The 21,533-nt window shown below is 62.0% G+C and carries 20 protein-coding genes; 12 read left to right on the top strand and 8 right to left on the bottom strand.

Going from position 1 to position 21,533, the window contains the following annotated elements; translation table 11 throughout:
* Window positions 1–233 precede the first annotated feature (233 nt).
* The 3 genes from DBR47_RS10170 (at window position 234) to DBR47_RS10160 (ending at window position 5,064) form a co-directional block, all read left to right on the top strand.
* Window positions 234–2,156 carry a PrkA family serine protein kinase gene (locus tag DBR47_RS10170; RefSeq protein WP_124449580.1) on the top strand — a complete coding sequence of 641 codons (1,923 nt, stop codon included), beginning with the start codon at window positions 234–236 and terminating at the stop codon, window positions 2,154–2,156.
* 35 nt (window positions 2,157–2,191) lie between these two features.
* Window positions 2,192–3,472 carry a YeaH/YhbH family protein gene (locus DBR47_RS10165; protein ID WP_124449578.1) on the top strand — a complete coding sequence of 427 codons (1,281 nt, stop codon included), beginning with the start codon at window positions 2,192–2,194 and terminating at the stop codon, window positions 3,470–3,472.
* An 83-nt stretch (window positions 3,473–3,555) separates the two neighbouring features.
* The gene (locus DBR47_RS10160) at window positions 3,556–5,064 is read left to right on the top strand and encodes a SpoVR family protein (protein ID WP_231512260.1); all 1,509 of its coding nucleotides are present in this window, start codon (window positions 3,556–3,558) and stop codon (window positions 5,062–5,064) included.
* 139 nt (window positions 5,065–5,203) lie between these two features.
* On the opposite strand, the gene DBR47_RS10155 is transcribed toward DBR47_RS10160, so the two are convergent.
* Window positions 5,204–6,625 (bottom strand): FAD-binding oxidoreductase, encoded by a 1,422-nt coding sequence (locus DBR47_RS10155; protein ID WP_124449574.1) that lies wholly within the window; start codon window positions 6,623–6,625, stop codon window positions 5,204–5,206.
* A 255-nt stretch (window positions 6,626–6,880) separates the two neighbouring features.
* On the opposite strand from DBR47_RS10155, the gene DBR47_RS10150 reads away from it, so the two are divergent.
* The 4 genes from DBR47_RS10150 (at window position 6,881) to DBR47_RS10135 (ending at window position 9,882) form a co-directional block, all read left to right on the top strand.
* Window positions 6,881–8,323, top strand: coding sequence for an OmpP1/FadL family transporter (locus tag DBR47_RS10150; RefSeq protein WP_124449572.1), 1,443 nt, complete (start codon window positions 6,881–6,883; stop codon window positions 8,321–8,323).
* Window positions 8,324–8,461: 138 nt separating this feature from the next.
* Window positions 8,462–8,692 carry a hypothetical protein gene (locus DBR47_RS10145; protein WP_124449570.1) on the top strand — a complete coding sequence of 77 codons (231 nt, stop codon included), beginning with the start codon at window positions 8,462–8,464 and terminating at the stop codon, window positions 8,690–8,692.
* Between the two features lie 107 nt (window positions 8,693–8,799).
* Window positions 8,800–9,414, top strand: coding sequence for a cob(I)yrinic acid a,c-diamide adenosyltransferase (locus DBR47_RS10140; RefSeq protein WP_124449568.1), 615 nt, complete (start codon window positions 8,800–8,802; stop codon window positions 9,412–9,414).
* A 75-nt stretch (window positions 9,415–9,489) separates the two neighbouring features.
* Window positions 9,490–9,882 (top strand): DUF3597 domain-containing protein, encoded by a 393-nt coding sequence (locus DBR47_RS10135; RefSeq protein ID WP_124449566.1) that lies wholly within the window; start codon window positions 9,490–9,492, stop codon window positions 9,880–9,882.
* 15 nt (window positions 9,883–9,897) lie between these two features.
* On the opposite strand, the gene DBR47_RS10130 is transcribed toward DBR47_RS10135, so the two are convergent.
* Window positions 9,898–10,887 carry a YafY family protein gene (locus tag DBR47_RS10130; protein ID WP_124449564.1) on the bottom strand — a complete coding sequence of 330 codons (990 nt, stop codon included), beginning with the start codon at window positions 10,885–10,887 and terminating at the stop codon, window positions 9,898–9,900.
* 115 nt (window positions 10,888–11,002) lie between these two features.
* On the opposite strand from DBR47_RS10130, the gene DBR47_RS10125 reads away from it, so the two are divergent.
* Window positions 11,003–12,151, top strand: coding sequence for a hypothetical protein (locus DBR47_RS10125; protein WP_124449562.1), 1,149 nt, complete (start codon window positions 11,003–11,005; stop codon window positions 12,149–12,151).
* On the opposite strand, the gene DBR47_RS10120 is transcribed toward DBR47_RS10125, so the two are convergent.
* The 3 genes from DBR47_RS10120 to DBR47_RS24985 all read right to left on the bottom strand — a co-directional run bounded on the left by DBR47_RS10120 (window position 12,134) and on the right by DBR47_RS24985 (window position 13,497).
* The gene (locus tag DBR47_RS10120; RefSeq protein WP_124449560.1) at window positions 12,134–12,319 is read right to left on the bottom strand and encodes a hypothetical protein; all 186 of its coding nucleotides are present in this window, start codon (window positions 12,317–12,319) and stop codon (window positions 12,134–12,136) included. The two genes, DBR47_RS10125 and DBR47_RS10120, sit on opposite strands and share 18 nt — an antisense overlap.
* Window positions 12,320–12,403: 84 nt before the next feature.
* On the bottom strand, window positions 12,404–12,844 hold the full coding sequence (locus DBR47_RS10115; RefSeq protein ID WP_124449558.1) for a putative toxin-antitoxin system toxin component, PIN family: 441 nt from the start codon (window positions 12,842–12,844) through the stop codon (window positions 12,404–12,406).
* 5 nt (window positions 12,845–12,849) lie between these two features.
* Window positions 12,850–13,497: a hypothetical protein gene (locus tag DBR47_RS24985; RefSeq protein WP_231512234.1), complete on the bottom strand. Its 648-nt coding sequence runs from the start codon at window positions 13,495–13,497 to the stop codon at window positions 12,850–12,852.
* Window positions 13,498–13,640: 143 nt separating this feature from the next.
* Here DBR47_RS24985 and DBR47_RS10105 point away from each other — a divergent pair, with 143 nt between their 5' ends.
* Window positions 13,641–14,981, top strand: coding sequence for a polysaccharide deacetylase family protein (locus DBR47_RS10105; protein WP_197046980.1), 1,341 nt, complete (start codon window positions 13,641–13,643; stop codon window positions 14,979–14,981).
* A 47-nt stretch (window positions 14,982–15,028) separates the two neighbouring features.
* Here DBR47_RS10105 and DBR47_RS10100 read toward each other — a convergent pair whose 3' ends face one another.
* The 3 genes from DBR47_RS10100 to DBR47_RS10090 form a co-directional block, all read right to left on the bottom strand.
* Complete coding sequence (locus DBR47_RS10100; protein WP_124449554.1) at window positions 15,029–15,547, bottom strand: GNAT family N-acetyltransferase; 519 nt, start codon at window positions 15,545–15,547, stop codon at window positions 15,029–15,031.
* A 237-nt stretch (window positions 15,548–15,784) separates the two neighbouring features.
* Window positions 15,785–16,438, bottom strand: coding sequence for a PolC-type DNA polymerase III (locus tag DBR47_RS10095; RefSeq protein ID WP_124450066.1), 654 nt, complete (start codon window positions 16,436–16,438; stop codon window positions 15,785–15,787).
* Between the two features lie 53 nt (window positions 16,439–16,491).
* A complete protein-coding gene (locus tag DBR47_RS10090) occupies window positions 16,492–16,806 on the bottom strand; it encodes a nucleotide pyrophosphohydrolase (RefSeq protein WP_124450064.1) in 315 nt (104 codons plus the stop codon).
* Between the two features lie 517 nt (window positions 16,807–17,323).
* On the opposite strand from DBR47_RS10090, the gene DBR47_RS10085 reads away from it, so the two are divergent.
* The 3 genes from DBR47_RS10085 to DBR47_RS25355 all read left to right on the top strand — a co-directional run bounded on the left by DBR47_RS10085 (window position 17,324) and on the right by DBR47_RS25355 (window position 21,510).
* On the top strand, window positions 17,324–18,463 hold the full coding sequence (locus DBR47_RS10085) for an SGNH/GDSL hydrolase family protein (RefSeq protein WP_370454898.1): 1,140 nt from the start codon (window positions 17,324–17,326) through the stop codon (window positions 18,461–18,463).
* Between the two features lie 26 nt (window positions 18,464–18,489).
* The gene (locus tag DBR47_RS10080; protein ID WP_124449550.1) at window positions 18,490–19,167 is read left to right on the top strand and encodes an OmpW family protein; all 678 of its coding nucleotides are present in this window, start codon (window positions 18,490–18,492) and stop codon (window positions 19,165–19,167) included.
* 528 nt (window positions 19,168–19,695) lie between these two features.
* The gene (locus DBR47_RS25355; RefSeq protein WP_124449548.1) at window positions 19,696–21,510 is read left to right on the top strand and encodes a methyl-accepting chemotaxis protein; all 1,815 of its coding nucleotides are present in this window, start codon (window positions 19,696–19,698) and stop codon (window positions 21,508–21,510) included.
* Window positions 21,511–21,533 lie beyond the last annotated feature (23 nt).

The raw sequence follows: 21,533 nt of genomic DNA, 5'->3' as shown, positions 1-21,533 counted from the left end.
GACAAGAGGAGTTTTGCAAGCCTTCTTCAAACTTTGATCCCGCACTTCCAAACACGGCAAAGCAGCGTTCGGATTCAGGCCCAGCTGCCCTGAATTTCGGAAAGCTCTGATGACGCCCTGGCCTCCCGGCCCCAGGCTCGGTCCCGCCCAAGGACGCCATCAGAACTTCCCAGACGATGCCGGATGCACTGCCTTGTATCTGCGCGCCGCCAGGGACCTTACAGGAGGTCAGCATGGACGTGATCAGCAGTTTCGCCAAGCGCTATGAGCGCACCCGCGTTGAAGAACTCTCGCTGGAGGACTACCTTGCCGAGTGCAAGCGCTCCCCTCTGGCCTACGCCACCGCCGCCGAGCGCATGCTGCAGGCCATCGGTGAGCCGCAGATGATTGACACGCGCAACGACACCCGGCTGTCGCGCTTGTTCGCCAACAAGACCATCAAGATCTACCCCGCCTTCGCCGAGTTCTACGGCCTGGAAGAGGCGATCGAACAGGTGGTCAGCTACTTCCGCCACGCCGCCCAAGGCCTGGAGGAAAAAAAGCAAATCCTTTATCTGCTGGGCCCGGTGGGCGGCGGCAAAAGCTCCATCGCCGAACGCCTCAAGCAGCTGATGGAACAAGTGCCCTTCTACGCCCTGGCCGGCTCACCGGTGAACGAGTCACCACTGGGCCTGTTTGACCCGGCCGAGGACGGCCCACTCCTGGAGCAGGAATACGGCATCCCAAGGCGTTATCTCAACCGCATCCTGAGCCCCTGGGCCGTCAAGCGTCTGGAAGAGTTCGGTGGCGATATCCGCCGCTTCAAGGTGGTCAAGCGCTACCCCAGCGTGCTCAAGCAAGTGGGTGTGGCCAAGACCGAGCCGGGCGATGAAAACAACCAGGACATCTCCTCCCTGGTGGGCAAGGTGGACATCCGCAAGCTGGAGACCTTCTCGCAAGACGACCCCGATGCCTACAGCTATTCCGGCGGCCTCTGCCTGGCCAATCAGGGCCTGCTGGAGTTCGTCGAAATGTTCAAAGCGCCGATCAAAGTGCTGCACCCCTTGCTGACCGCCACGCAGGAAGGCAATTACAAGGGCACGGAAGGTTTTGGCGCGATCCCCTTCGACGGCATCGTGCTGGCCCATAGCAATGAGAGCGAATGGAAGACCTTCCGCAACAACAAGAACAACGAGGCTTTCCTCGACCGCATCTACATCGTCAAAGTGCCCTACTGCCTGCGCGTCAGCGAGGAGGTGAAGATCTACGAGAAGCTGATCCGGGGCTCCTCGCTGGCCGAGGCCAAATGCGCGCCCGGCACGCTCAAGATCATGAGCCAGTTCGCCGTCTTGACGCGCCTGAAGGAGCCCGAGAACTCCTCGCTGTACTCCAAGATGCAGGTCTACGACGGCGAGAACCTGAAGGACACCGACCCACGCGCCAAGAGCTACCAGGAGTACCGCGATTACGCCGGTGTGGACGAGGGCATGAGCGGCATCTCCACCCGCTTCGCCTACAAGATTTTGTCCAAGGTCTTCAACTTCGACAGCGCCGAGGTGGCGGCCAATCCGGTGCATCTGATGTATGTGCTGGAGCAGCAGATCGAGCGCGAACAGTTCCCGGCCGAAACCGAGCAGAAGTACATCAGCTTCATCAAGGAGTCGCTGGCACCGCGCTATGCCGAGTTCATCGGCAAGGAGATCCAAACCGCTTATCTGGAAAGTTATAGCGAGTACGGGCAGAACATCTTTGACCGCTACGTCACCTATGCCGACTACTGGATCCAGGACCAGGAATACCGCGACACCGACACCGGTGAGGTCTTCGACCGCGTGGCCCTGAATGCCGAGCTGGAGAAGATCGAGAAGCCCGCGGGCATCAGCAATCCCAAGGACTTCCGCAACGAGATCGTCAACTTCGTGCTGCGGGCCCGCGCCAATAACGCCGGCAAAAACCCAGCCTGGACCAGCTACGAGAAGCTGCGCACGGTGATCGAGAAGAAGATGTTCTCCAACACCGAGGAGTTACTGCCGGTGATCAGCTTCAACGCCAAGGCCAGCGCCGACGAAGCCAAAAAGCACGAGGACTTCGTCAACCGCATGGTGGGCAAGGGCTACACCGCCAAGCAGGTCAGGCTGCTGTGCGAGTGGTATCTGCGGGTCCGCAAGAGCTCCTGAACCAGGGCCATCGCCAGCCTCTCCGAGGAACGCTCATGCTTCAGCAAATCATCGATAGACGGCTCTCAGGCAAGAACAAGTCGATTGGCAATCGGGAGCGCTTTCTGCGCCGTCACAAAGAGCAGATCCGTGAGGCCGTGCGTCGCGCGGTGGATGGCCGCGGCATCCGCGATATGGACCGCGGCGAGGATGTGCACATCCCCAAGCGAGATCTCAGCGAACCTGTTTTCGGCCATGGCGAAGGCGGCGTGCGCGAGGTCGTGCGGCCCGGCAATACCGAGCATGTGAAGGGTGACCGCGTCGCCAAGCCCAAGGGCGGCGGCCAGGGCCAAGGCGGCGGTCAGGCCAGCGACTCCGGCGAAGGGGAGGACGATTTCGTCTTCCATCTCACGAAGGAAGAGTTCATGCAGGTCTTCTTCGACGACCTGGCCCTGCCCAATCTGGAACGCACCCAGCTGGCCGAAACGCCGGAATGGAAAAGCCATCGCGCCGGCTTCACCAATGACGGCACGCCCACCAATCTGCATGTGGTGCGCAGCATGCGCGGCGCCCTGGGCCGCCGCATCGCCTTGGGCACCGAGAAGCGGCGCGAGCTGCACGAGTTGGAAGAACGCCTGGCCCTGCTCAAACGCGAGGACAGCCGCGACCCTGAGACCCTGCATCTGCGCAAGGAGACCGAGGAGCGCATCCAGCTGCTGCGCGGCCGCATCGAGGCCATCCCCTTTCTCGACCCCATCGATCTGCGCTTTCGCAACCGGGTGCGGGTGCCCGTGCCCACGGCCCGCGCCGTGATGTTCTGCCTGATGGATGTGTCGGGCTCCATGGACGAGAGCCGCAAGGACCTGGCCAAGCGCTTCTTCATCCTGCTCTATCTCTTCCTGACCCGGCATTACGAGAAGATCGATGTGGTCTTCATCCGCCACCACACGCAAGCCCAGGAGGTGGACGAGCAGAACTTCTTCCACGCCACCGAAACAGGCGGCACCGTGGTCTCCAGCGCCCTGGTGCTGATGGAAGAAATCATCCGCGCCCGCTACCCGCGCAGCGAATGGAATATCTACGGCGCCCAGGCCAGCGATGGCGACAACTGGCACCACGACAGCGGCAAATGCCGTGAGCTGCTGGCCCAGCAGATCCTGCCCCTGTGCCGCTACTTCGCCTATGTGCAGGTGGCCGAACAGGAACAAAACCTCTGGGAGGAATATCAAAAGCTCAGCGAAGAGGTCTCGCACTTCGCCATGCGCAAGGCCACCGAGGCGGCGCAGATCTACCCGGTGTTCCGGGAGTTGTTCAAGAAGGAAGGAGCGGCCGCATGAGTACGCTTGAATCCAGCACGAATCCCGGCGGCCGACCCCTGGGCGCCAGCGAACCTCTCCGCATCAAGCCGGCCCTGCAACGCATGAAGCCCTTGCTGAGCCGCCCCAGCCAGCCCCTGCCCTCGCCCAGCGACTGGACTTTTGAGCTGGTGGACCAGTACCACGAGGTCATACGCGCCACCGCTGAACGCTACGGTTTGGACACCTACCCCAATCAGCTGGAGATCATCACCGCCGAGCAGATGATGGACGCCTACGCTTCGGTGGGCATGCCGGTCAATTACCGCCACTGGAGCTATGGCAAGGAGTTCATCGCCACCGAGCGCAATTACAAGCGCGGCCAGATGGGCCTGGCCTACGAGATCGTCATCAACTCCGACCCCTGCATCGCCTACCTGATGGAAGAGAACACCATGGCCATGCAGGCCCTGGTGATTGCGCACGCCAGCTACGGCCACAACAGCTTCTTCAAGGGCAACTATCTATTCCGCATGTGGACGGATGCCTCCTCCATCGTCGACTACCTCGTCTACGCCAAGAACTTCGTCAGCGCCTGCGAGGAGCGTCATGGCCTGGACCATGTGGAGCGATTGCTGGACTCCTGCCATGCCCTGATGTCTTACGGCGTGGACCGTTATCGCCGGCCCGCCAAACTCTCGCTGGCGCAGGAACGTTCCCGCCTGGAAGAACGCGAGGCCCATGCCCAGCAGCAGATCAACGACCTGTGGCGCACCTTGCCCAGGCGCGCCGACAAAGGCGATGACGCCACCGAGGCGCGCCGTTTCCCCGAGGAGCCGCAGGAGAACATCCTCTACTTCATCGAGAAGAACGCGCCCCTGCTTGAACCCTGGGAGCGCGAGATCGTGCGCATCGTGCGCAAGATCGCCCAGTACTTCTACCCACAACGCCAGACCCAGGTGATGAACGAGGGCTGGGCCACTTTCTGGCATCACCGCTTGCTGAACCAGATGTATGACGACGGCTATCTCTCAGACGGCATGATGATCGAATGGCTCAAGTCCCACACCAATGTGGTCGCCCAGCAGCCCATGGCCAACTTGAATCCCTATGCCCTGGGCTTTGCCATGTACACCGACATCAAGCGCATCTGCGAGCAGCCCACCGAGGAAGACCGCCGCTGGTTCCCCGATATCGCCGGTGCCGACTGGCTGCCAACGCTGGACCAGGCCATGCGCAACTTCAAGGACGAGAGCTTTATCGGCCAGTTCCTCAGCCCGAATCTGATGCGTGAGTTCCGGCTTTTCTCCATCGTGGACGATGAGGCGCAGAGCGAATACGAGATTTCGGCCATCCACGACGATGCCGGCTACCAGCATGTGCGCGAGGCCTTGTCACGCCAGTACGACCTCAGCACCCGCGAGCCCAATATCCAGGTCTGGAACGTCAATCTGCGCGGCGACCGCAGCCTCACCCTGCGTCACACCCAGCATATGAACCGGCCGCTACACGAGAGCGCGCAAGAAGTGCTCAAGCATGTGGCCCGGCTCTGGGGCTTTGGCGTGCAGCTGGAAAGCGCCAATGACAAGGGCGATATCACCAAGCGCTGGTCGGTCCCCGCACCGACACACTGACCCCCCGCTCGCGGGTACGCTCACTGCCCCCCCCCGTGGGGGGCTGGCACAAGGCCGGGATTGACCCGGCCTTGTGCCAAGTGCGCCCCGCCTTGGGGCGGCCCGGCGGCGGGGCGAATTTCGCCACCAACGCCCGTTTTCAAAGTTGAAAAATCTTGCCCGGGTTCATGATGTTGCGCGGGTCCAAGGCCTGCTTGATGCTACGCATCATGGCCACGGCGGGCTCGCCGGCTTCTTCGATCAAAAAGCCTTGCTTGTGCAGGCCGATGCCATGCTCACCGGTGCAAGTACCTTCTATCTTCAGCGCACGCATCACCATCTGATGGCTCAGGCGCTCAGCCGTCTCGCGCTCTTGCGGCAAAGCCGGGTCGATCAGATAGCCCAGATGGAAGTTGCCATCGCCCACATGGCCGACGAGGAAGTAGGGCAGGCCCGCCGCCTCCACCTCGGCCACCGAGGCATTGATGCTCTCGGCCAGGCGGGAGATCGGCACGCAGGTATCGGTCGTCACGCAGCGGCAGCCCGGCTTGCTTTGGACGGCCGATAAATAGGCGTGATGGCGGGCCGTCCACAAACGGGTGCGGGCCTCGGGTGTGCTGGCCCAGTCAAAGTCCTCGCCACCCAATTCGCGTGCAATCTCCTGCACCGTCTGCGCCTGTTCTGCCACGCTGGCGGGGGAGCCGTGGAATTCCATCAAGAGCATGGGCGCCTCACGCAGGCCCAGATGATCGTGCTGGTTGACCGCTCGTACCGTGTTGGCATCCAACAGCTCACAGCGAGCGATGGGCAGGCCCATCTGGATGATTTGCATCGTGGTCTGCACGGCCGCATCCACCGTGGGGAAGAAGCAGACGGCGGCAGACACCGCCTCGGGCAAGGGGTAGATGCGCAGACAGACCTCGGTGATCACCGCCAGCGTGCCCTCGCTGCCCACCAGCAGGCGGGTCAGGTCATAACCGGCGCTGCTCTTGCGCGCCCGCGTGCCGGTGCGCAAGACCTGACCCTGGGCGGTCACCGCGCCCAGGCCCAGCACGTTCTCGCGCATGCTACCGTAGCGCACCGCATTGGTCCCGCTGGCCCGGGTGGCCGCCATGCCGCCTAGCGAGGCATCGGCGCCCGGGTCGATGGGAAAGAACAAGCCTGCGTGGCGCAGCTCGGCATTCAGCTGATTACGGGTGACGCCGGCCTGCACCGTGACCGTCAGGTCCTCGGCATTGATCTGCAGGATTTGATTCATGCGCGAGACATCCAGGCTCACGCCGCCCTGCACCGCCAGCAGATGGCCTTCCAGCGAGGTGCCGCTGCCATAGGGAATGACAGGTACGGCATGTTCATGCGCCAGGGCCAGGGTGAAGGCGACGTCCTCCACGCTCTCGGCAAACACCACGGCTTCGGGCGGTGGCACGTCGAAAGGCGACTCGTCGCGACCATGCTGCTCCCGCATGGCCAGGCCGGTGTGGCAACGCGCGCCGAAGCGCTGCTGCAAGGCCTGCAACATGGCGGCGGGCATGGCTCGCGCCAGGTGCTCGGGCACATGGGTCAGAGGGAGGGCAGCGTTCATCGAGAGTCTCCGTGCAGGACGATCCCGCCGCTTGATTCTAGGCAGGCCGGCTGCACTCATTCGGCGCGCTCAAGCGTGCGATCAGCAAACAGGGAAAGCCCTGCTGTTGCGGCCCGCCGACCTTCGTTCGCACCTCGTCTAGAGGGAGCTCTCTACTGGCGTAACTCCATGAAACTTTCGGTTAGCCTATGCCCGCCCGCCTTGCCCCGGTCGCCGTCCAAGGTGTGGCCCCGATAACTATTCCTAAGACAAGCCATGCGATTCAATCTCACCTCGATTTCCGCCGCTCTGCTGGCCAGCCTGCTTGCGCAAGCCGCCATGGCCTCGGGCTACCACTTCGGTTCGCAGTCTGCGTCCGCGCAAGGCACGGCCAATGCCAACGCCGCCGAAGCCGAAGACGCCTCGGTGCTGTTCTACAACCCCGCCGGACTGACCCGCCTGAAGGGCGTCAACGCCTCGGGCGTGCTGACCGTCGTCGCCCCCTCGGGCAGCTACGAAGACCGTGGCAGCACGACCGTGCTGGGCCGCCCCCTGAGCGGCGACAGCGGCAAGTTCGTCAACACCACGGCCGTGCCCCACGGCTATCTGAGCTACCAGCTGTCGGACAGCCTGGTCGCAGGCTTCGGCGTCTTCGTGCCCTTCGGCTCCAAGAGCGAATACAACAGCGACTGGGCCGGCCGCTACAACACCATCGGCACCGAGCTCAAAACCATCGCCCTGAACCCCTCGCTGTCCTTCAAGGTCAACGAGCAGTGGAGCCTCGGTGGCGGCATCACCGCGCAGTACATCGAAGGCAAGCTGTCCAAAGCCGCGGACTTCGGCTCCGGCGTGCTGGGCGACCCGGCCCTGAAGCCCTTGCTGGGCGCCCTGCCCCCGGCCATGGTGGCCGGTTTGATCCAGAAGATGTCGGGCACGAATGACTTCTCCGGCCGCGTCGATGTGGAAGGCAAGAACTGGGGCTATGGCTTCAATCTGGGCCTGATGTACAGCTACGACAAGGACACCCGTTTCGGCGTCGCCTACCGCTCCAAGATCAAGCATCAGCTGAGCGGCGATGCACGCTGGCAGGTGCAGACACCGGCGACCAATATCGCCGCCGTGCTCAACGGCATCAAGCCCGGCCTGGGCAGCCAGGTGCAAGCAGGCCTGCTCGCCAAGTACAGCGACAGCGATGCCAGCCTGGACGTGGTCACGCCCGAGTCCCTGTCCCTGTCGGCTTTCAAGCAGATGGACAAGCTGGCCCTGATGGCCGACCTGACCCTGACCCGCCACTCGCGCTTCCAGGAACTGCGCGTTGACTTTGCCAACAAGCTGCCCGATTCCGTGACCCCGGAGAACTGGACCAACACGGTGCGCTACTCGGTGGGCATGAACTACCAGCTGAACGACCAGTTCAAGCTGCGTGCCGGTGTGGCCTATGACGGCTCGCCCGTCAGCACCGCCAACCGCACCCCCTCGCTGCCGGACAACGACCGCCTGTGGCTGTCGGGTGGTCTGAACTGGAAGCTGAGCGCCAAAAACTCGGTCGATCTGGCTCTGAGCTATGTCAAGGTTGGTAGCAGCGATCTCAGCAATGCCGACTACGGTGGCCAAGCCTCTTGCCGCCCGGATCTGAACACCTCCAGCTGCGCCACCATCCGTGGCCACTACGACATCAGCTCCATCCTGTTCGGCGTGCAGTACAACCATCAGTTCTGATGGCGGTATAGGCAAGCAGCCCAAGCGCCGCTTGCGCCAGGGCAAGCCGGCTGCAAAAGCCGCTTGCCCCCACAACCTCCGAGTGCCACCATGGAACCATCCACCTGGATTCCATGAACAAGCACCGGAGGTTTTTTCATGTCTGACCTGACCCTGATCCTGATCGTGCTGGCCATCGCCCTGGCCGTGCTGGGAGCCATCCGCTTTGACCTCTTCGGCCTGATCCTGCAAGAGTTCCGCCGCCCACCTCTGGACGCCCGCCCTCCCGAGACGGTGCAAAGGGTTCATGCGTCGCTTAAAGAGGGCCGTGGAGGCGATCAACATGCGGCGGACAAGCCAGCCATCCACCGCAGCGGCAAACGTCACTGAGCGCCACTGAGCGCGTTTAAAGCCTTTTCAAACCCGGCTGCGATTCAAGGCCATGCGTGCTCGGGCATGATGCCGGGCTTGATCCACTCCTGAGCCTCAATCAAGCCATGGCCAACCGACTATCCAGCATTGCCACCCGCACCGGCGACGACGGCACCACCGGCCTGGGCGATGGCAGCCGCGTGCCCAAAGACCATCTGCGCGTGCAGGCCATGGGCGATGTGGACGAGCTGAACTCCCAGCTGGGCGTGCTGCTGGCCGAGCCCCTGCCCAAGGATGTGCGCGAGCTCATCATCACCATCCAGCACGAGCTCTTCAATCTGGGCGGTGAGCTCTGCATGCCGGGCTATGAATTGCTGAAGATGGACGCCGTGCTGGGTCTGGACGAGGCGCTGGCGCATTACAACGCCGCCCTGCCCCGGCTGAAGGAATTCATCCTGCCGGCCGGCACCCGCAGCGCCGCCATCTCGCATGTCTGCCGTACCGTGGCTCGGCGCGCCGAACGCGCCGTCGTCACCCTGGCCGCCACCGAGACCATCAACGCCGCGCCGCGCCAATACCTCAACCGACTGTCCGACCTGCTCTTCGTGCTGGCCCGCGTGCTCAACCGCGCCAATCTGGACGGCCTGGGTGGTGACGACGTCTACTGGCATAGCGAGCGCCTGCAAAAACAGCAGGCCGACGAGGCTGACACCGAAACCGGCGACGCTGAAAACACCTAGGCTGCGTTCACATTTTTGACGCCGGAATGCATCAAGCTTGAGCCTTCGATCTCCACCTTTTTTGAAGGACAAGACATGAGCTTTTTCGGCAAGATTCTCGACAAGCTGGGCTTCGGCCACAAAGACGCTGAAGCCGCCGTTGCTGCAGCCCCTGCCGCCACCGACGCAGCCCCTGTGGCCGCGGCACCGGCGGCCCCCGTCGCCATCTCGGTGGTGGACGTGGTTTCCCAGCTGGAGGCCCTGGCTTCAGCCCATGCTGAAAAGCTGAACTGGAAGGTCTCCATCGTTGACCTGCTCAAGCTGCTGGGCCTGGACAGCAGCCTGGCCTCGCGCAAGGAATTGGCCACCGAGCTGGGCTGCCCGGCCGACAAGATGGGCGACTCGGCGCAAATGAATATGTGGCTGCACAAGACCGTGCTGCAAAAGCTGGCCGACAACGGCGGCAATGTGCCCGCCGAGCTGCTCTAAGCAAGGGTCACAGCGCTAAGCCAAGGCCTCGACGGCTTGGCGCAGCCGTTTTGCAAAAGCGGCCCGCAAATCGGCCGGACCGACCACCTCGACCTGGCCCGCGTGCCGCAGCAAATCCATCAGCAATTCGGTGGCATCGACATAGGGCACGCGCAAGCGCCAACGCCCATCGGCCAGCCACTCGCTTTGCTGAGCCGGATGCCATTCCTCCCGCGAGACCCATTGCGCCGCCTCGGCGCTGAAGATCAGCTGCGCCTCGCGGGTCTTGGCCCCGGCAAAGATGCCATAGCCCTGATCCAGCTCCGCCTCCAGCTGCTTGATCGCCACCGCCTTGGCGCGCTCGGGCAACAACTCGGCCGCCTCCATGGCATCCAAAGCGAAACGCCGAAAGCCCTCGCTCTCGTGACACCAGGCATCCAGATACCAGGTGTTGCGGTAGTGCACCAGGCGCTGCGGTGAGACCAGGCGCTGCTTCAAAGCGCTGCCCGCCCCACGGCTGCGGTACTGCAGGCGCAAGCGCTGACGCTTCACCACCGCACTGCCCACCGTCTCAAAAAACTCCGAGGGCACGCGCCGCTTGGCGGTGCTGATCAGCTTGACCCTTTGCGTCAGGGCCTTGGCCTCGGCCTCGTCCGCCCCCAGCATGCCGGTCAGCTTGTCGAACATGGGTTGCAGATGACGGCTCAAGATGCCGTTCTCATCCAAGCCAGAGAGCATCTGATGCATGGTCAGCAAGGCATGCAACTCCTTCTCGCTGAACCACACGCCCGGCAACTCATGCGCTCGTCCCCTCCCCTGCGGGCCTGCGACGGCCTGGCCGAAACGATAGCCATTGGCCAGGGCGTCGTACTCGATGGGCGCATCCATGCGCTCGCGCAGATACTGCAGGTCGCGCTTGAGCGTGGCCGGTGAAACCTCCAAGGCCTCCAGCAAGGTGGCGAAGCTGACGCATTCGCGGTTGCGGATCAAGAGCTCGATCTTGTAGAAACGTTCGGTTCTGTCCATATGTCCCCCTGTTTTTGTGGGCGGACGCTGGCTCACGCCATGAGCTAGCGGCCGCTGACACTGTGCCACAAGGTCCTCGCAAGGGTTGTGAGGGTCGGCAAACCCGGAGCATGAAATGGCACAGATCGCAACAAGGACATCGAAGTTCCCGCAATCGTCACACCCAGATCAGCAAGCGCTGCTGGGTTTCGACACCCAGGCCTTTGAAACCACGACGAGGCTAGAGGAATTGCCGGCCAACCAAAGCCTGGGCCTGGCCCTGGGTTGGGACTTTGCCCAGCACGGCCTGACGCCGCCGGTCGAACACTTGTTCAAGCAATCCCCGCTGCTGCAGGGTTGGCAGGCCGGCCGTGCCACATTTGGCCGCCGGACCTTGCGCAGCCATAGCCACGCCGGCCTATGGCTGCAGTTGCGCACCCATGCCTGGGCGCGGGGCCGCAGCTTCGAGGACGTGCAGCTGACGCCCAACTTCCTGCAACAGATCGATGTCAGCCACTGCCCCATCACCCGCCAGGAACTGAATCAAAAAACCGGCCACCGCCAGCAACGCTCCATCGACCGGGTTCGCAATGACGCCGGCTACGCGGCCGGCAATATCGTCGCCATGAGCCGCGCCGCCAATACCGCCAAGGCCGGGCACGACTGGGCCAGCGCGCAAAGCGTGGCAGACAGCGTGCAACAAGGCCCGCTTCAAAGCGTGGCCGGTCTGGGCCCGGCGGAATGGCAGCGCATCGCCGTGCTGTGCAGCTTTGTCACCGAACTCCCGCATGAAGAAGCGGCGCGCATCCCGCTGAGCGTCTTGCCGCCCAATCGCCTACGCCTGTTCAACCCCATCCAGGCCTTGCAAGCCCTGGTCACACGCCAGCTGGCCAAGCCCGGCTGGAGCCAGCGCCTGGCCCGCATCGAAAGCCTCTTGCCAAGCGAGAGCATGCGCGCCGACTTCAACCGTTTCATCATGGCCTTGGCGCCCCGTGTGCTGGCCGTCAAAGACCTGGATCATGAACAGCAGATCCGCTGGGCCCTGGAAGACGCCTGGCAACAGCCCTTGCTGATCAAGCGCTGGACGCGCTTTGCAGCGCAGCTGAACGCGGCCCAGGCCGAGGCCCTGGTGGCCCGTGCTGCGGCCAAGGGCCTGAGCACCTTGCATGTGATGCAGCACAGCACGCCCAATGCCATGGAAGGCTGGGCCTTGGAGAACAAAGGCTTTTGCCCGCGCAGCGGGCTGTCGACGCCTGCAGAGCAGGATTCAACCGGGCGAGCCTAGCTTGCGCCGCTCCATCTCGCTGCCCTGGTCCTGCAATGCCACGTGATAGCCCAGGGCGCCAAACCAATTGGCCCATTGCTGCGCCAGCTGCTTGGTTGGCAGCCATGGTCCCGTGCGATCGACATGAACGCGCCCACCCCTGCGCTCGTAAAAAATCACTCTCCACATGCCCGTCAAGTACCCTTGATCTACCCGCTACCGCGGGGCTCGCTATTCTTCTAAAACAAAGGCGTACTTCGGCTGGGCAGCGCCTCACAGTGAGGCCAAAAACTCCTCAGTGCTGCTCACACGGCAAAAACTCACTTTTGCCGGCTTGACCGTATCGCTGACCAGACAATCCACCCGATCTCCGGCCGCGGCTAGCAAGCTCTGCAATGCCGCGGGCAAGACCTGACCCTTGGTCTGCGCAGACCTCCTAACTCCATTCGCCTGCGCAGCCACGACCTCAGCATAAGGCAGAAAGTCGGCCAGCAATTCATGTTGCTGCGACTCGTCCAAGGCCAGTGCCGGATAGCCCAGGGCCTGGATCAAGGCCTGCGCACTGTCGGTGCCAATCAAGGGACGGCAAGCGCCTGCCTGCCAGCTCATGCGCAACTGCTTGGCGCGCTCGTCATTGACCAGCAAGGCGTGCAAAAGCACGCCGGTATCAAACACCACGCAGGGCACGGCCACGTTCTTCTTGTTCTTGCTCATCGTGCTCATGCCTTGCTGACGCGGCCAGGCTTGGCCGTGCTACCAGCGCGCTTACTGGCTTTTGCTTCCATGGTGGGCCGCGCAGGGCGCTTCGCTTCTTTGACTTCGCTTGCTGCTTTTTTGAGCGTTTTTTGTGCAGGCGACACGACGGCCTCACTCAATGGTTTTGGCAGCGCCTTTTTCGCCGGCGTTTTGCCGCGCGGCAGGGTCTCAATGGTTTTGACGGTGTTTTTCGCGGCCGACCTCAGCGTTTTCTTCTCTGCCGTTTTTTGCACGGTCGGCTCGGTGGATTTTTCAGGCCCTGTTTTTTTGAGCGGCTTTTTTGCGGCCGGCTGACTCAATGGTTTTGCCAGGGATTTTTTGGGGGCGGCCGTTTTTTCGGCGCTCTTTTTTTTCGCCGACGTTTTTGGACTCGACGTTTTTTCAGCGCCTGTTTTTTTGCTGGCCCAGCTCAGGGCGCTCTCAATGGTTTTGGCGCCGATTTCGAGCTCGGCCAATTTGGCGCGCAAGGCATCGCCGCGCTGGATTCGCACCGGGGTGAGGATGATTTGCCCGGCTTTTTCCTGGACTTCAAAGTACTGAACGGGGCCCAGGGATTGGGTCACGCTTTTCGGGAGGGTCAGTTGATTCTTAACAGTGAGCTTAGCCAGCACTTGGAGTGAACTTCTGAAAGTAAGGGGCCATTACTTTACCCTTTCCTTGCATGCTCAAATCCTCTCAAAGCAAAACTCTTTTGTCCGTGCAACAAGGAAGTAATGAAGTAAGGAGGAAGCGACACAAGCCTAAAATTCTCGCCATGTTGAAGACCTTGATCCACTGCGCCTTCGCCGCCGTTTTTTGGGCCGGCATTGCTTCCACTTCCTGCGCCGAATCGCCGGCCAAGCCCCTGGCCATCGAAGACGCCGCCAGCGTCTCAAAAGCAGAGAACACAGACAATGTACGCCTGAACTCGCGTGTTTCCGCGCTCCTGCAGGAGGGGCAAAATTCCCTGGTCTTGTCGGCACTTCCCAGCACGGACAAGCGCAAGCCACAGGCCTTGCAAGCCCTGAAATCGATTCAGGCGCGTCAGAACCGCGAGAGCCAAGCCCTGATTCTTGAACTCAGCAGCGCCGCTCATGCTGGCCGGGCAGAACCGCTGCGCACCGTCTTGAGCGCGGCCCTGGCCGTGCCCGAAGAGAACACCGAACTCCTGGCGCTGCGCCCTTTGGTGAATGAGATGCGCCTGCAGTTTGGCCTGCATGGCGACTTGCACGACCAAATGCAGACCCTGCTGCAACGCCTGCGGGCGCTACGAGACAACAGCAGCCTGCGCTTGCAAAACCAGCAGGTCCTGCATCTGGCCAGCTTGCAGGAACAAATCGATGTGGATGCCTTGCTGAAGGCGGAATCAAACCGTGCAGCGGCCCCGCTGAACGAGCACGAACAGGCCAAACTGGCGCGAGACCACCAATGGCGCGCCTTGGAGCTGCCGCCCAAGACCGTCTTGCTGAGCTTTGATGATGGCCCGCACCCGGTTCATACCCCCAGCATCCTGGCCACCCTGGCAGAGCACAAGATCAAGGCCTTGTTCTTCCAGCTGGGACACAATTTGGCCGAGCCCAAGGAGCTCAAGGACGGCAAAGAGATTCAAAGCCCGCTAGGGCGCAACCAGGACTTGGTTCGCCAAATGGTGGAGGCGGGTCATGCCATCGGCAACCACAGCTACAGCCATCCACAATTGCCCAAGCTGAGCTTGGCCAAGATCAATCAAGAAATCGTCAGTACGCAGACCTTGCTGGACTTGGCCGTCCCTCCCGGGCCGGCACGGACAGCCATGTTTCGCGCACCCTATGGCGCTTTGAACGAGGACGTCCTGGCTGCTATCGAACAGCAGCATTTGCGCCTGGTGCTGTGGAATGTGGACTCCCAGGACTGGGCCGATCCTTCAGCGGAATCGATTGTGCAAAGAGTCGTGAAGGAGTTGGATCATGCAGGTCGCGGCATCGTGCTGATGCACGATATCCACGCGGTCACGACCCAAGCCCTGCCCATGCTGATCCTGGCCTTGAAGGAGCGCGGCTATCGCTTCGCGCACTGGAATGGGCAGGCGCTGGAAGTGCCTGAGACCGAGGACATGGCGGCAAAAAAACCGGGCTGACAAGCCCGGTTAGCACATGAAATCGGACTCAGTCCGACTGCCTTGTCTTAGACCAAGGACCGATGCAGGCGCAGCTCTTCGAGGCGGGTGCCGCCGACTTCGGTGGTCTTGGCGCTGCCCAGCTCGCGCTTGAAGCCGGCCAGTTCGAAGAAGCGCAGGGCGCGTTCATTGCGCAGATAGGTCCACAGAGTGACCTTGGTGCAGCCTTCTTCTTGCAAGCCGTCACGGGCGGCATCCCACAGGGCCAGGCCCACGCCCTTGTCCCAGTGCACGGGGTTCACATACATGGCCCAGATCTCGCCCGTGCTGGAGGGCGTGCCCTTGTCGCGCGAACGGTCAAAACCCGCAAAACCCATCAATTCGTTGTCGATGTGGGCCACCACGACCTGGGGCTCGCACAAATCGATGGCCTCGCGCCAGAAAGCCTGGCGCTTTTGCACGGACATGGCGTCCAACACAGCATCGGGCAACAAGCCCTTGTAGGCGTCTTGCCAAGCCGCGACGTGAATTTCTGCAATGCCCTTGGCATCACGCAGTGTGGCGGGGCGAACCTGAATACTCGACATACGAAGAAACTCTGGGAAACAAAGCCAAAGCCCGGCACGAGAAATCTCGAGTCGCTCTTGGGGACTGGCCGCGCTGGGCCTGTGGGCTGGTGGCTAAATGAAACGGAAGGGCGAGATTCTGCGCGTCAAAGCGGCGCCTAGCGGCTCTTGACAGCACAATTTTTTAGGCCCCAAAAACTGTGCATATCTCGGCGGAGCCAGGCTGGCTGCCCATTGGGAGGGCCGCTAATCACCGATTCAAGCGGCGCTGTGCAGGGGCTGACGCCGCCGCACAAAGTCCTGCACCGCACGCTTCATGGCAGCCTTATTGGCCCGCTGCAGATGCATCAGCAAGGCATGGTCCACGGGCAAATCACCCAGCTCAGCAGCAAAAATTCGCGCCACATCTTGCTGGATGCGCAGCAAAAGATGGGCCGTGGTGCTGGCATCGGCCAAGGCCCGGTGGGCGCGGCCCGAGTCGGGCAAATGATGGAACTGGGCCAAATTGCCCAGTTTGCAGCTCGGGGCCTCGGGGTAGATGCGCCGCGCCAGCAGCACCGTACAGGCAAATTCATGGGCCGGATCGGGCTCGCAGCCGGCCAAGGCCAGCTCGGCCTGCCAAAAACCGCGGTCAAACGGCGCGTTGTGCGCCACGATGGGGCAGCCCTGGGTGAAGCCCGCCACCTCGCGCATCACCTCGGCAGCGGAGGGCGCCTCGTCCAGCATGGCGTTGCTGATGCCCGTCAGCTGCTCGATGAAGGGGGGAACCCACACCCCCGTCTTCATCAGGCTCTGGTAGCTGTCCACAATGCGTCCATCACGCACCAGCACGGCCGCGATCTCGGTCGCTCGCCCGCCCCCAGCCGGCGCCAGACCGCTGGTTTCAAAGTCGATGACGGCAATCGTCTGCATTCGGCTCAAGACAAAAGATTCTCAAAAAAACAAGGGACTGGGCGCCTTGGGTTTCAAGGCGCGGGGTACTTGATCGCGTTCAGGCCCAGCTTGCGTTCCACCGCAGCCTCCAGGTCCACGCCGCTGTGATCGGCGATCTGCAGCAGATACAGCATCACATCGGCAATTTCTTCACCCAGATGTTGATGTTGTTCCGGCTTGCTGGCGATCGCCAGCGACTCCTCGGGCGTCAGCCACTGAAAGATTTCCACCAGTTCGGCTGCTTCAACCACCATGGCCATGGCCAGATTTTTTGGGGTTTGGTAGGGCTGCCAGTCACGCTCCGAGGCGAACTGGCGCAGCCGCTTTTGCAGTCCAGCGATGTCCATGGGGCGCAAGTGTGGCATGACTTTTCCGGCGGGTCTGCAGACTGTGCGGCTTGAAAAAAATCTTGTCCTCTTCTGTATTCATGGTTTTTTAATATTTCAATTTAGTAATCTTAGTAGAGGGGCATCCTTTCTGTGGATAAGTTAATTTTCTCTATTAAAAACAAAGGTTTATGCAAGTTATAAGCATGTGTGTGGAGGGCTTGTGAACAGGCGCGCCAAATGACAACAAGTCTGGCTTCTTCGCTTGGCCTGTGGATAAGCAGGTGCTTGTACTTTTTTTATCCACAGCTTTTTGCATTGACAGGGCTGACCCGGGCATGACAGCAGAAAACTTCCGTTCTTGCGGCGCGTCACCCAGGCGACAGAAACGCCAATTTGGCACGCCAACTCATAGGTAACGCGCCCTCTTTACGCAACATCCACGGGCAAACACGCACATCAAGCACTTCTCCACATGACTAGAGTGGTTCACGGCCCGCCTCCCCAGAGGCCGTCGGCCTTTTGATGGAGACAAATGATGAAGCGGTTTCAAACCAAGTTTCTTGTGGTCGCGGCCAGCCTGGCGCTGGCGGCTTGCGGTGGTGGTGGCTCCTCAGACACCACGCCCCAGCTCAAGATCACCGCGGTCAAGGTCTTTGGCGATAGCCTGGCCGACTCAGGCACCTTCGGCATCAAGTTCACCGTGCAGAGCGCTGACACCCAGATTTATCCCGAGCGGGTTGCCGCCAGCTATGGCCTGAGCCTGTGCAATTTCTACACCTTCACCGGCACCACTTTTGCGCCGAATGCCAAGCCAGGCTGCAGCAATTTCGCCGTCGGCGGCGGGGTGATCAATCACAGCAATCCGGCCGATCCGCGTGGCATCCCGCTGCAACTGGCCACCGCAGGTTCCCTGGGGGCTTATGCGGCCGGTGATCTGGCCGTCATCGACGGGGGCGGCAATGACGCTGCCGATCTGGTCGGTGCTTATCTGAAGGTGCCCACCGACAAGGCCGCCGCCTATTCCAGCCTGCTGATGACCTTGCTGACTCCCACCCAGGTGGGCACGGCTCTGGCTGGGGGTGCGAGCGGTGCGGCCAGCATAGGCCTGAGCTATATGCAGGCCCTGGCCGACAAGTTCTATGCCTCCATCAAGGCCAATGTGCTGGACAAGGGCGCTCAGCAGGTTGTGATCCTCAATATGCCGGGCATCACCAACACCCCGCGCTTCCAGATGGTGCTGGACAGTATTGCCGCGGCCAACGGCGGCGGCACGGCGGGTGCCACCGCGCGCGCTCAGGCCGAGGCTTTGTTCAAAAGCTGGATTGAGGCTTTTAACAAGCAGTTGGACAGCAAGTTTGCTGGCGAGAGCAAGGTCGCCATCGTCGACTTTTACACCGCCTTCAATGAGCAAGTGGCCAGCCCGGCCCAGTATGGTTTGAGCAACGTCAAGACACCGGCCTGCCCCATCACCGGGGTTGGCGCCGACGGCCTGCCGACCTACACCTTCGCGACCTGCACCGCCAGCACCTTGTCGGCTTCGCCGCCTGCCGGCGTCACCGGGGCCGACTGGTGGAAGAGCTACGCCTTCTCCGACGGCTTTCACCCCACGCCTTACGGCCATCAGCTGACCGCTCAGCTGATCTCCAAAACCCTGGCCATCAAGGGCTGGTTGTGATCGTGGCCACTATCAGGAGACATCGTATGAAATCTATGCAGACTCTTCTCGGTTTTGCCGCGGCCAGCAGCTTGTTGATGGCGGGCTCGGCCCAAGCGCAATCGGCCGGCAGCATCAGCGCTCGCCTTGGCGCCACCACCATCCGGCCGGCCGTCTCCAGCGGCGATCTCAGCGCCCCCAGCCTGGCCGGAACCAAGGTAGACATCGGCAATGCCACCCAGGTCTCAGGCGGCCTGACCTATATGTGGACGGACAATATCGCCATCGATCTGCCCCTGGCGATTCCTTTCAAACATGAGGTCAGAGGCGCGGGTGCGATCGAGGGCACGGGCAAGCTGGCCGATGTGCAAGCCCTGCCGGTGACCTTGACGGCTCAATACCGCTTTGGCTTGCCCAGCAGCACCTTGCGGCCCTATCTGGGCGCGGGCTTCACCTATGGCGCTTTCATGAAGCCCAAGAGCACGGCGGCCTTGTCCGGTCTGACCGGCGGCTCGCCCAGCAACCCCACCATCATGACCATGGAAAACCGCTGGGGCCCGACGCTGCAACTGGGTTTCACCGCCAAGTTCTCCAGCCAATGGTCGCTCGATGCCACGGCCACCAAGGTCTTGATCAAGACCAAGGGACACTTATCCACAGGTCAGGAAATCGATGTGGAACTCAATCCCCTCGCCTTCTCGCTGGGCCTGGTCTATACCTTTTGAATGAGGGCTTGATTCAAGTCCGTCCCGCACTGCAGGGAGCCTCCGGGCTCCCTTTCTTCATGTGGCGTGATCTGCAATTCGCCGTATATCGAGCCCTGGCGGGCAGGCGAAAGATGGGGCAGGAACATCGCTTGGAGATTGCCTTGAGCACCCGAGCAGGTGCTGGATAAGACCGAGCAACCTTTGAAGGCCTGATGGGCTTGGTTTTTTCGTCCGCGAAAGGCCTTAGAACTCGCTGCAGGTGCTGATAAACGTCAAAGTTATGGGGCCTCTACAGAAGGCTTCCGTGACTAAGTTCACGGTCATGGCTTGGTTTAAGTAGAAACCCTTGGTTTACGGGGTGGCGCACCTAGAATTTGGCCGCTTCATAGGCTGCTTCGCGAGAAAGCAGGCCGCAAACGAAGAGGAGGAGGCCCGCGGGCTTGAGTGCTTTGGTTTGTTGCTTGCTTTGGATGGATGGCGGAGTCAGTGTCCGCCGCTCCATCCCAAGAGAAGCCCCCGGCTCACACGCTGGGGCAAACCAACACCATGTTCAAAACCATCAAGCAGCGATTGATCGCTGTCTGCGTCGCCATTGTTGTGGGCGCCGTTGGCGTCGCCACCCTGGCGAGTTACCTCACCGTCAGCAAACACGCCCGCAAGCAGTTGCAGGCCCAGATGAGCGATTTGGGCCATGCCGAGGCTCAGGCCATGGGCGCTTGGGTGCGCAAGCAGCAAGACATCGTGGGTGCTCTCTTGCCCGCGGTCCATCAAGCCGATGCCGTGCCCGCCCTGGAGCAAGCCGTCGCCTCCGGCCGCCTGGACATGGCCTATATCGGCCATGCCGATCGCCGCATGGTCTCCATCCCCAGCCGCCAACGCGCGGCCGACTACGACCCCACCGCCCGCCCCTGGTACAAGCTGGCCGAGGCCAGTGATCAAGCGGTGCTGACGGCACCCTATATCGCCGCCTCCTCCAAGAAGCTGGTGGTGACTTTTGCCCGCGCCTTGAAGGAACAGGGTCAGGTGCGTGCCGTGGCCGGCCTGGACGTGGTGCTGGACGATGTGATCGCCAGCCTGAATAGCATCAAGCCGACCGACAAGGGTCTGGCCTTTTTGCTGGATCAGGAGGGCCGCATCATTGCCCATCCGAATGAAGCCCTGACCTTCAAACCCGCCACCGACTGGGCGCCCGAGTTGGATGCCCAGTTGCTCAAGCAAGTGGCCGCCACCGATGCCGGCCTGAGCGAGGTGCAAGCCCAAGGCCAGCGCTACTTCCTGCGCTCCACCCCGGTGCCCGGCACCAGCTGGACCCTGGTGCTGGCGGCCGAACGCGAAGAGGCTTTGTCTGCCCTCAGCGAGGTGCTCAGCAACGCAGCCTTGTCCATGGTCGCGGTGGCCGTGCTGGCCGCATTGCTCTTGGCCGCGGTGGTTGGCGCCATGCTGATGGGCCTGGGACGGGTGCGCGCCGCCCTAGACCAAATTGCCTCCGGCAATGGCGACCTCACCCAGCGCCTGCAGGTCAAGGGGGAAGACGAAATCGCCGGCATTGCCCAGGCCTTCAATCTTTTCGTCGCCAAGATCGAGCATGTGATGGTGGATGTGCGCGCCACCAGCCAGTCTATTGCGGTGGCCTCGCGTGAAATTGCCCTGGGCAATCAGGACCTGAGCCAGCGCACCGAGGAAAGCGCCGCCAATCTGGAGCAAACCGCCAGCTCCATGGAAGAGCTGACCAGCACCGTGCGCTCCAGCGCCGACGCGGCCGTGCAAGCCAATAGCCTGGCCGAGACCGCCTCCAACGCCGCCAGCCGTGGCGCCAGCGTGGTGGCCCAGGTGGTGGGCAGCATGGCGGAGATCCAGCAGTCCAGCCATCGCATCGCCGACATCATCTCCACCATCGACGGCATTGCCTTCCAGACCAATATCCTGGCCCTCAATGCCGCAGTGGAAGCCGCCCGTGCCGGTGAGCAAGGCCGTGGTTTTGCGGTGGTCGCCACCGAGGTGCGGGCCCTGGCCCAGCGCAGTGCCACCGCGGCACGCGAGATCAAATCCCTGATCGGTGCCAGCGTGGACCGGGTGGAACTGGGCTCACGCCAGGTGGCCGAAGCCGGTGCAGGCATGACGGAAATCCTCGACAGCGTCGCCCGTGTCACCACCATCATGGGCGAGTTGTCGCTCAGCTCGCGCGAGCAAAGCCAGGGCATTGACGAGGTCAATATCGCCGTCGGCCAACTGGATCAAATGACCCAACAGAACGCCGCCCTGGTGGAAGAGTCCGCCGCCGCGGCCGACAGCTTGCGGCAGCAAGCCGCCCATCTGGCGGCCATCGTGGCGGGCTTCAAGCTCAACAATACACAAGCTTAAACACAGGCTTATCCACAAGCTAT

The sequence above is a fragment of the Paucibacter sp. KBW04 genome, from assembly GCF_003852425.1.
Classification (GTDB): Bacteria; Pseudomonadota; Gammaproteobacteria; order Burkholderiales; family Burkholderiaceae_C; genus Paucibacter_A.
This window is presented reverse-complemented; position numbering and strand designations above follow the sequence as displayed.

Excerpts from the sequence above, each read along its gene's own strand:
- DBR47_RS10170 (WP_124449580.1), top strand. The coding sequence starts at position 234 with ATGGACGTGATCAGCAGTTTCGCCAAGCGCTATGAGCGCACCCGCGTT.
- DBR47_RS10130 (WP_124449564.1), bottom strand. The coding sequence starts at position 10,887 with ATGGACAGAACCGAACGTTTCTACAAGATCGAGCTCTTGATCCGCAAC.
- DBR47_RS10080 (WP_124449550.1), top strand. The coding sequence starts at position 18,490 with ATGAAATCTATGCAGACTCTTCTCGGTTTTGCCGCGGCCAGCAGCTTG.
- DBR47_RS10165 (WP_124449578.1), top strand. The coding sequence starts at position 2,192 with ATGCTTCAGCAAATCATCGATAGACGGCTCTCAGGCAAGAACAAGTCG.
- DBR47_RS25355 (WP_124449548.1), top strand. The coding sequence starts at position 19,696 with ATGTTCAAAACCATCAAGCAGCGATTGATCGCTGTCTGCGTCGCCATT.
- DBR47_RS10160 (WP_231512260.1), top strand. The coding sequence starts at position 3,556 with ATGAAGCCCTTGCTGAGCCGCCCCAGCCAGCCCCTGCCCTCGCCCAGC.
- DBR47_RS10090 (WP_124450064.1), bottom strand. The coding sequence starts at position 16,806 with ATGGACATCGCTGGACTGCAAAAGCGGCTGCGCCAGTTCGCCTCGGAG.
- DBR47_RS10115 (WP_124449558.1), bottom strand. The coding sequence starts at position 12,844 with ATGAGCAAGAACAAGAAGAACGTGGCCGTGCCCTGCGTGGTGTTTGAT.
- DBR47_RS10095 (WP_124450066.1), bottom strand. The coding sequence starts at position 16,438 with ATGCAGACGATTGCCGTCATCGACTTTGAAACCAGCGGTCTGGCGCCG.
- DBR47_RS10125 (WP_124449562.1), top strand. The coding sequence starts at position 11,003 with ATGGCACAGATCGCAACAAGGACATCGAAGTTCCCGCAATCGTCACAC.
- DBR47_RS10145 (WP_124449570.1), top strand. The coding sequence starts at position 8,462 with ATGTCTGACCTGACCCTGATCCTGATCGTGCTGGCCATCGCCCTGGCC.
- DBR47_RS10085 (WP_370454898.1), top strand. The coding sequence starts at position 17,324 with ATGAAGCGGTTTCAAACCAAGTTTCTTGTGGTCGCGGCCAGCCTGGCG.
- DBR47_RS10120 (WP_124449560.1), bottom strand. The coding sequence starts at position 12,319 with ATGTGGAGAGTGATTTTTTACGAGCGCAGGGGTGGGCGCGTTCATGTC.
- DBR47_RS10150 (WP_124449572.1), top strand. The coding sequence starts at position 6,881 with ATGCGATTCAATCTCACCTCGATTTCCGCCGCTCTGCTGGCCAGCCTG.
- DBR47_RS10100 (WP_124449554.1), bottom strand. The coding sequence starts at position 15,547 with ATGTCGAGTATTCAGGTTCGCCCCGCCACACTGCGTGATGCCAAGGGC.
- DBR47_RS10140 (WP_124449568.1), top strand. The coding sequence starts at position 8,800 with ATGGCCAACCGACTATCCAGCATTGCCACCCGCACCGGCGACGACGGC.
- DBR47_RS10105 (WP_197046980.1), top strand. The coding sequence starts at position 13,641 with ATGTTGAAGACCTTGATCCACTGCGCCTTCGCCGCCGTTTTTTGGGCC.
- DBR47_RS10135 (WP_124449566.1), top strand. The coding sequence starts at position 9,490 with ATGAGCTTTTTCGGCAAGATTCTCGACAAGCTGGGCTTCGGCCACAAA.
- DBR47_RS10155 (WP_124449574.1), bottom strand. The coding sequence starts at position 6,625 with ATGAACGCTGCCCTCCCTCTGACCCATGTGCCCGAGCACCTGGCGCGA.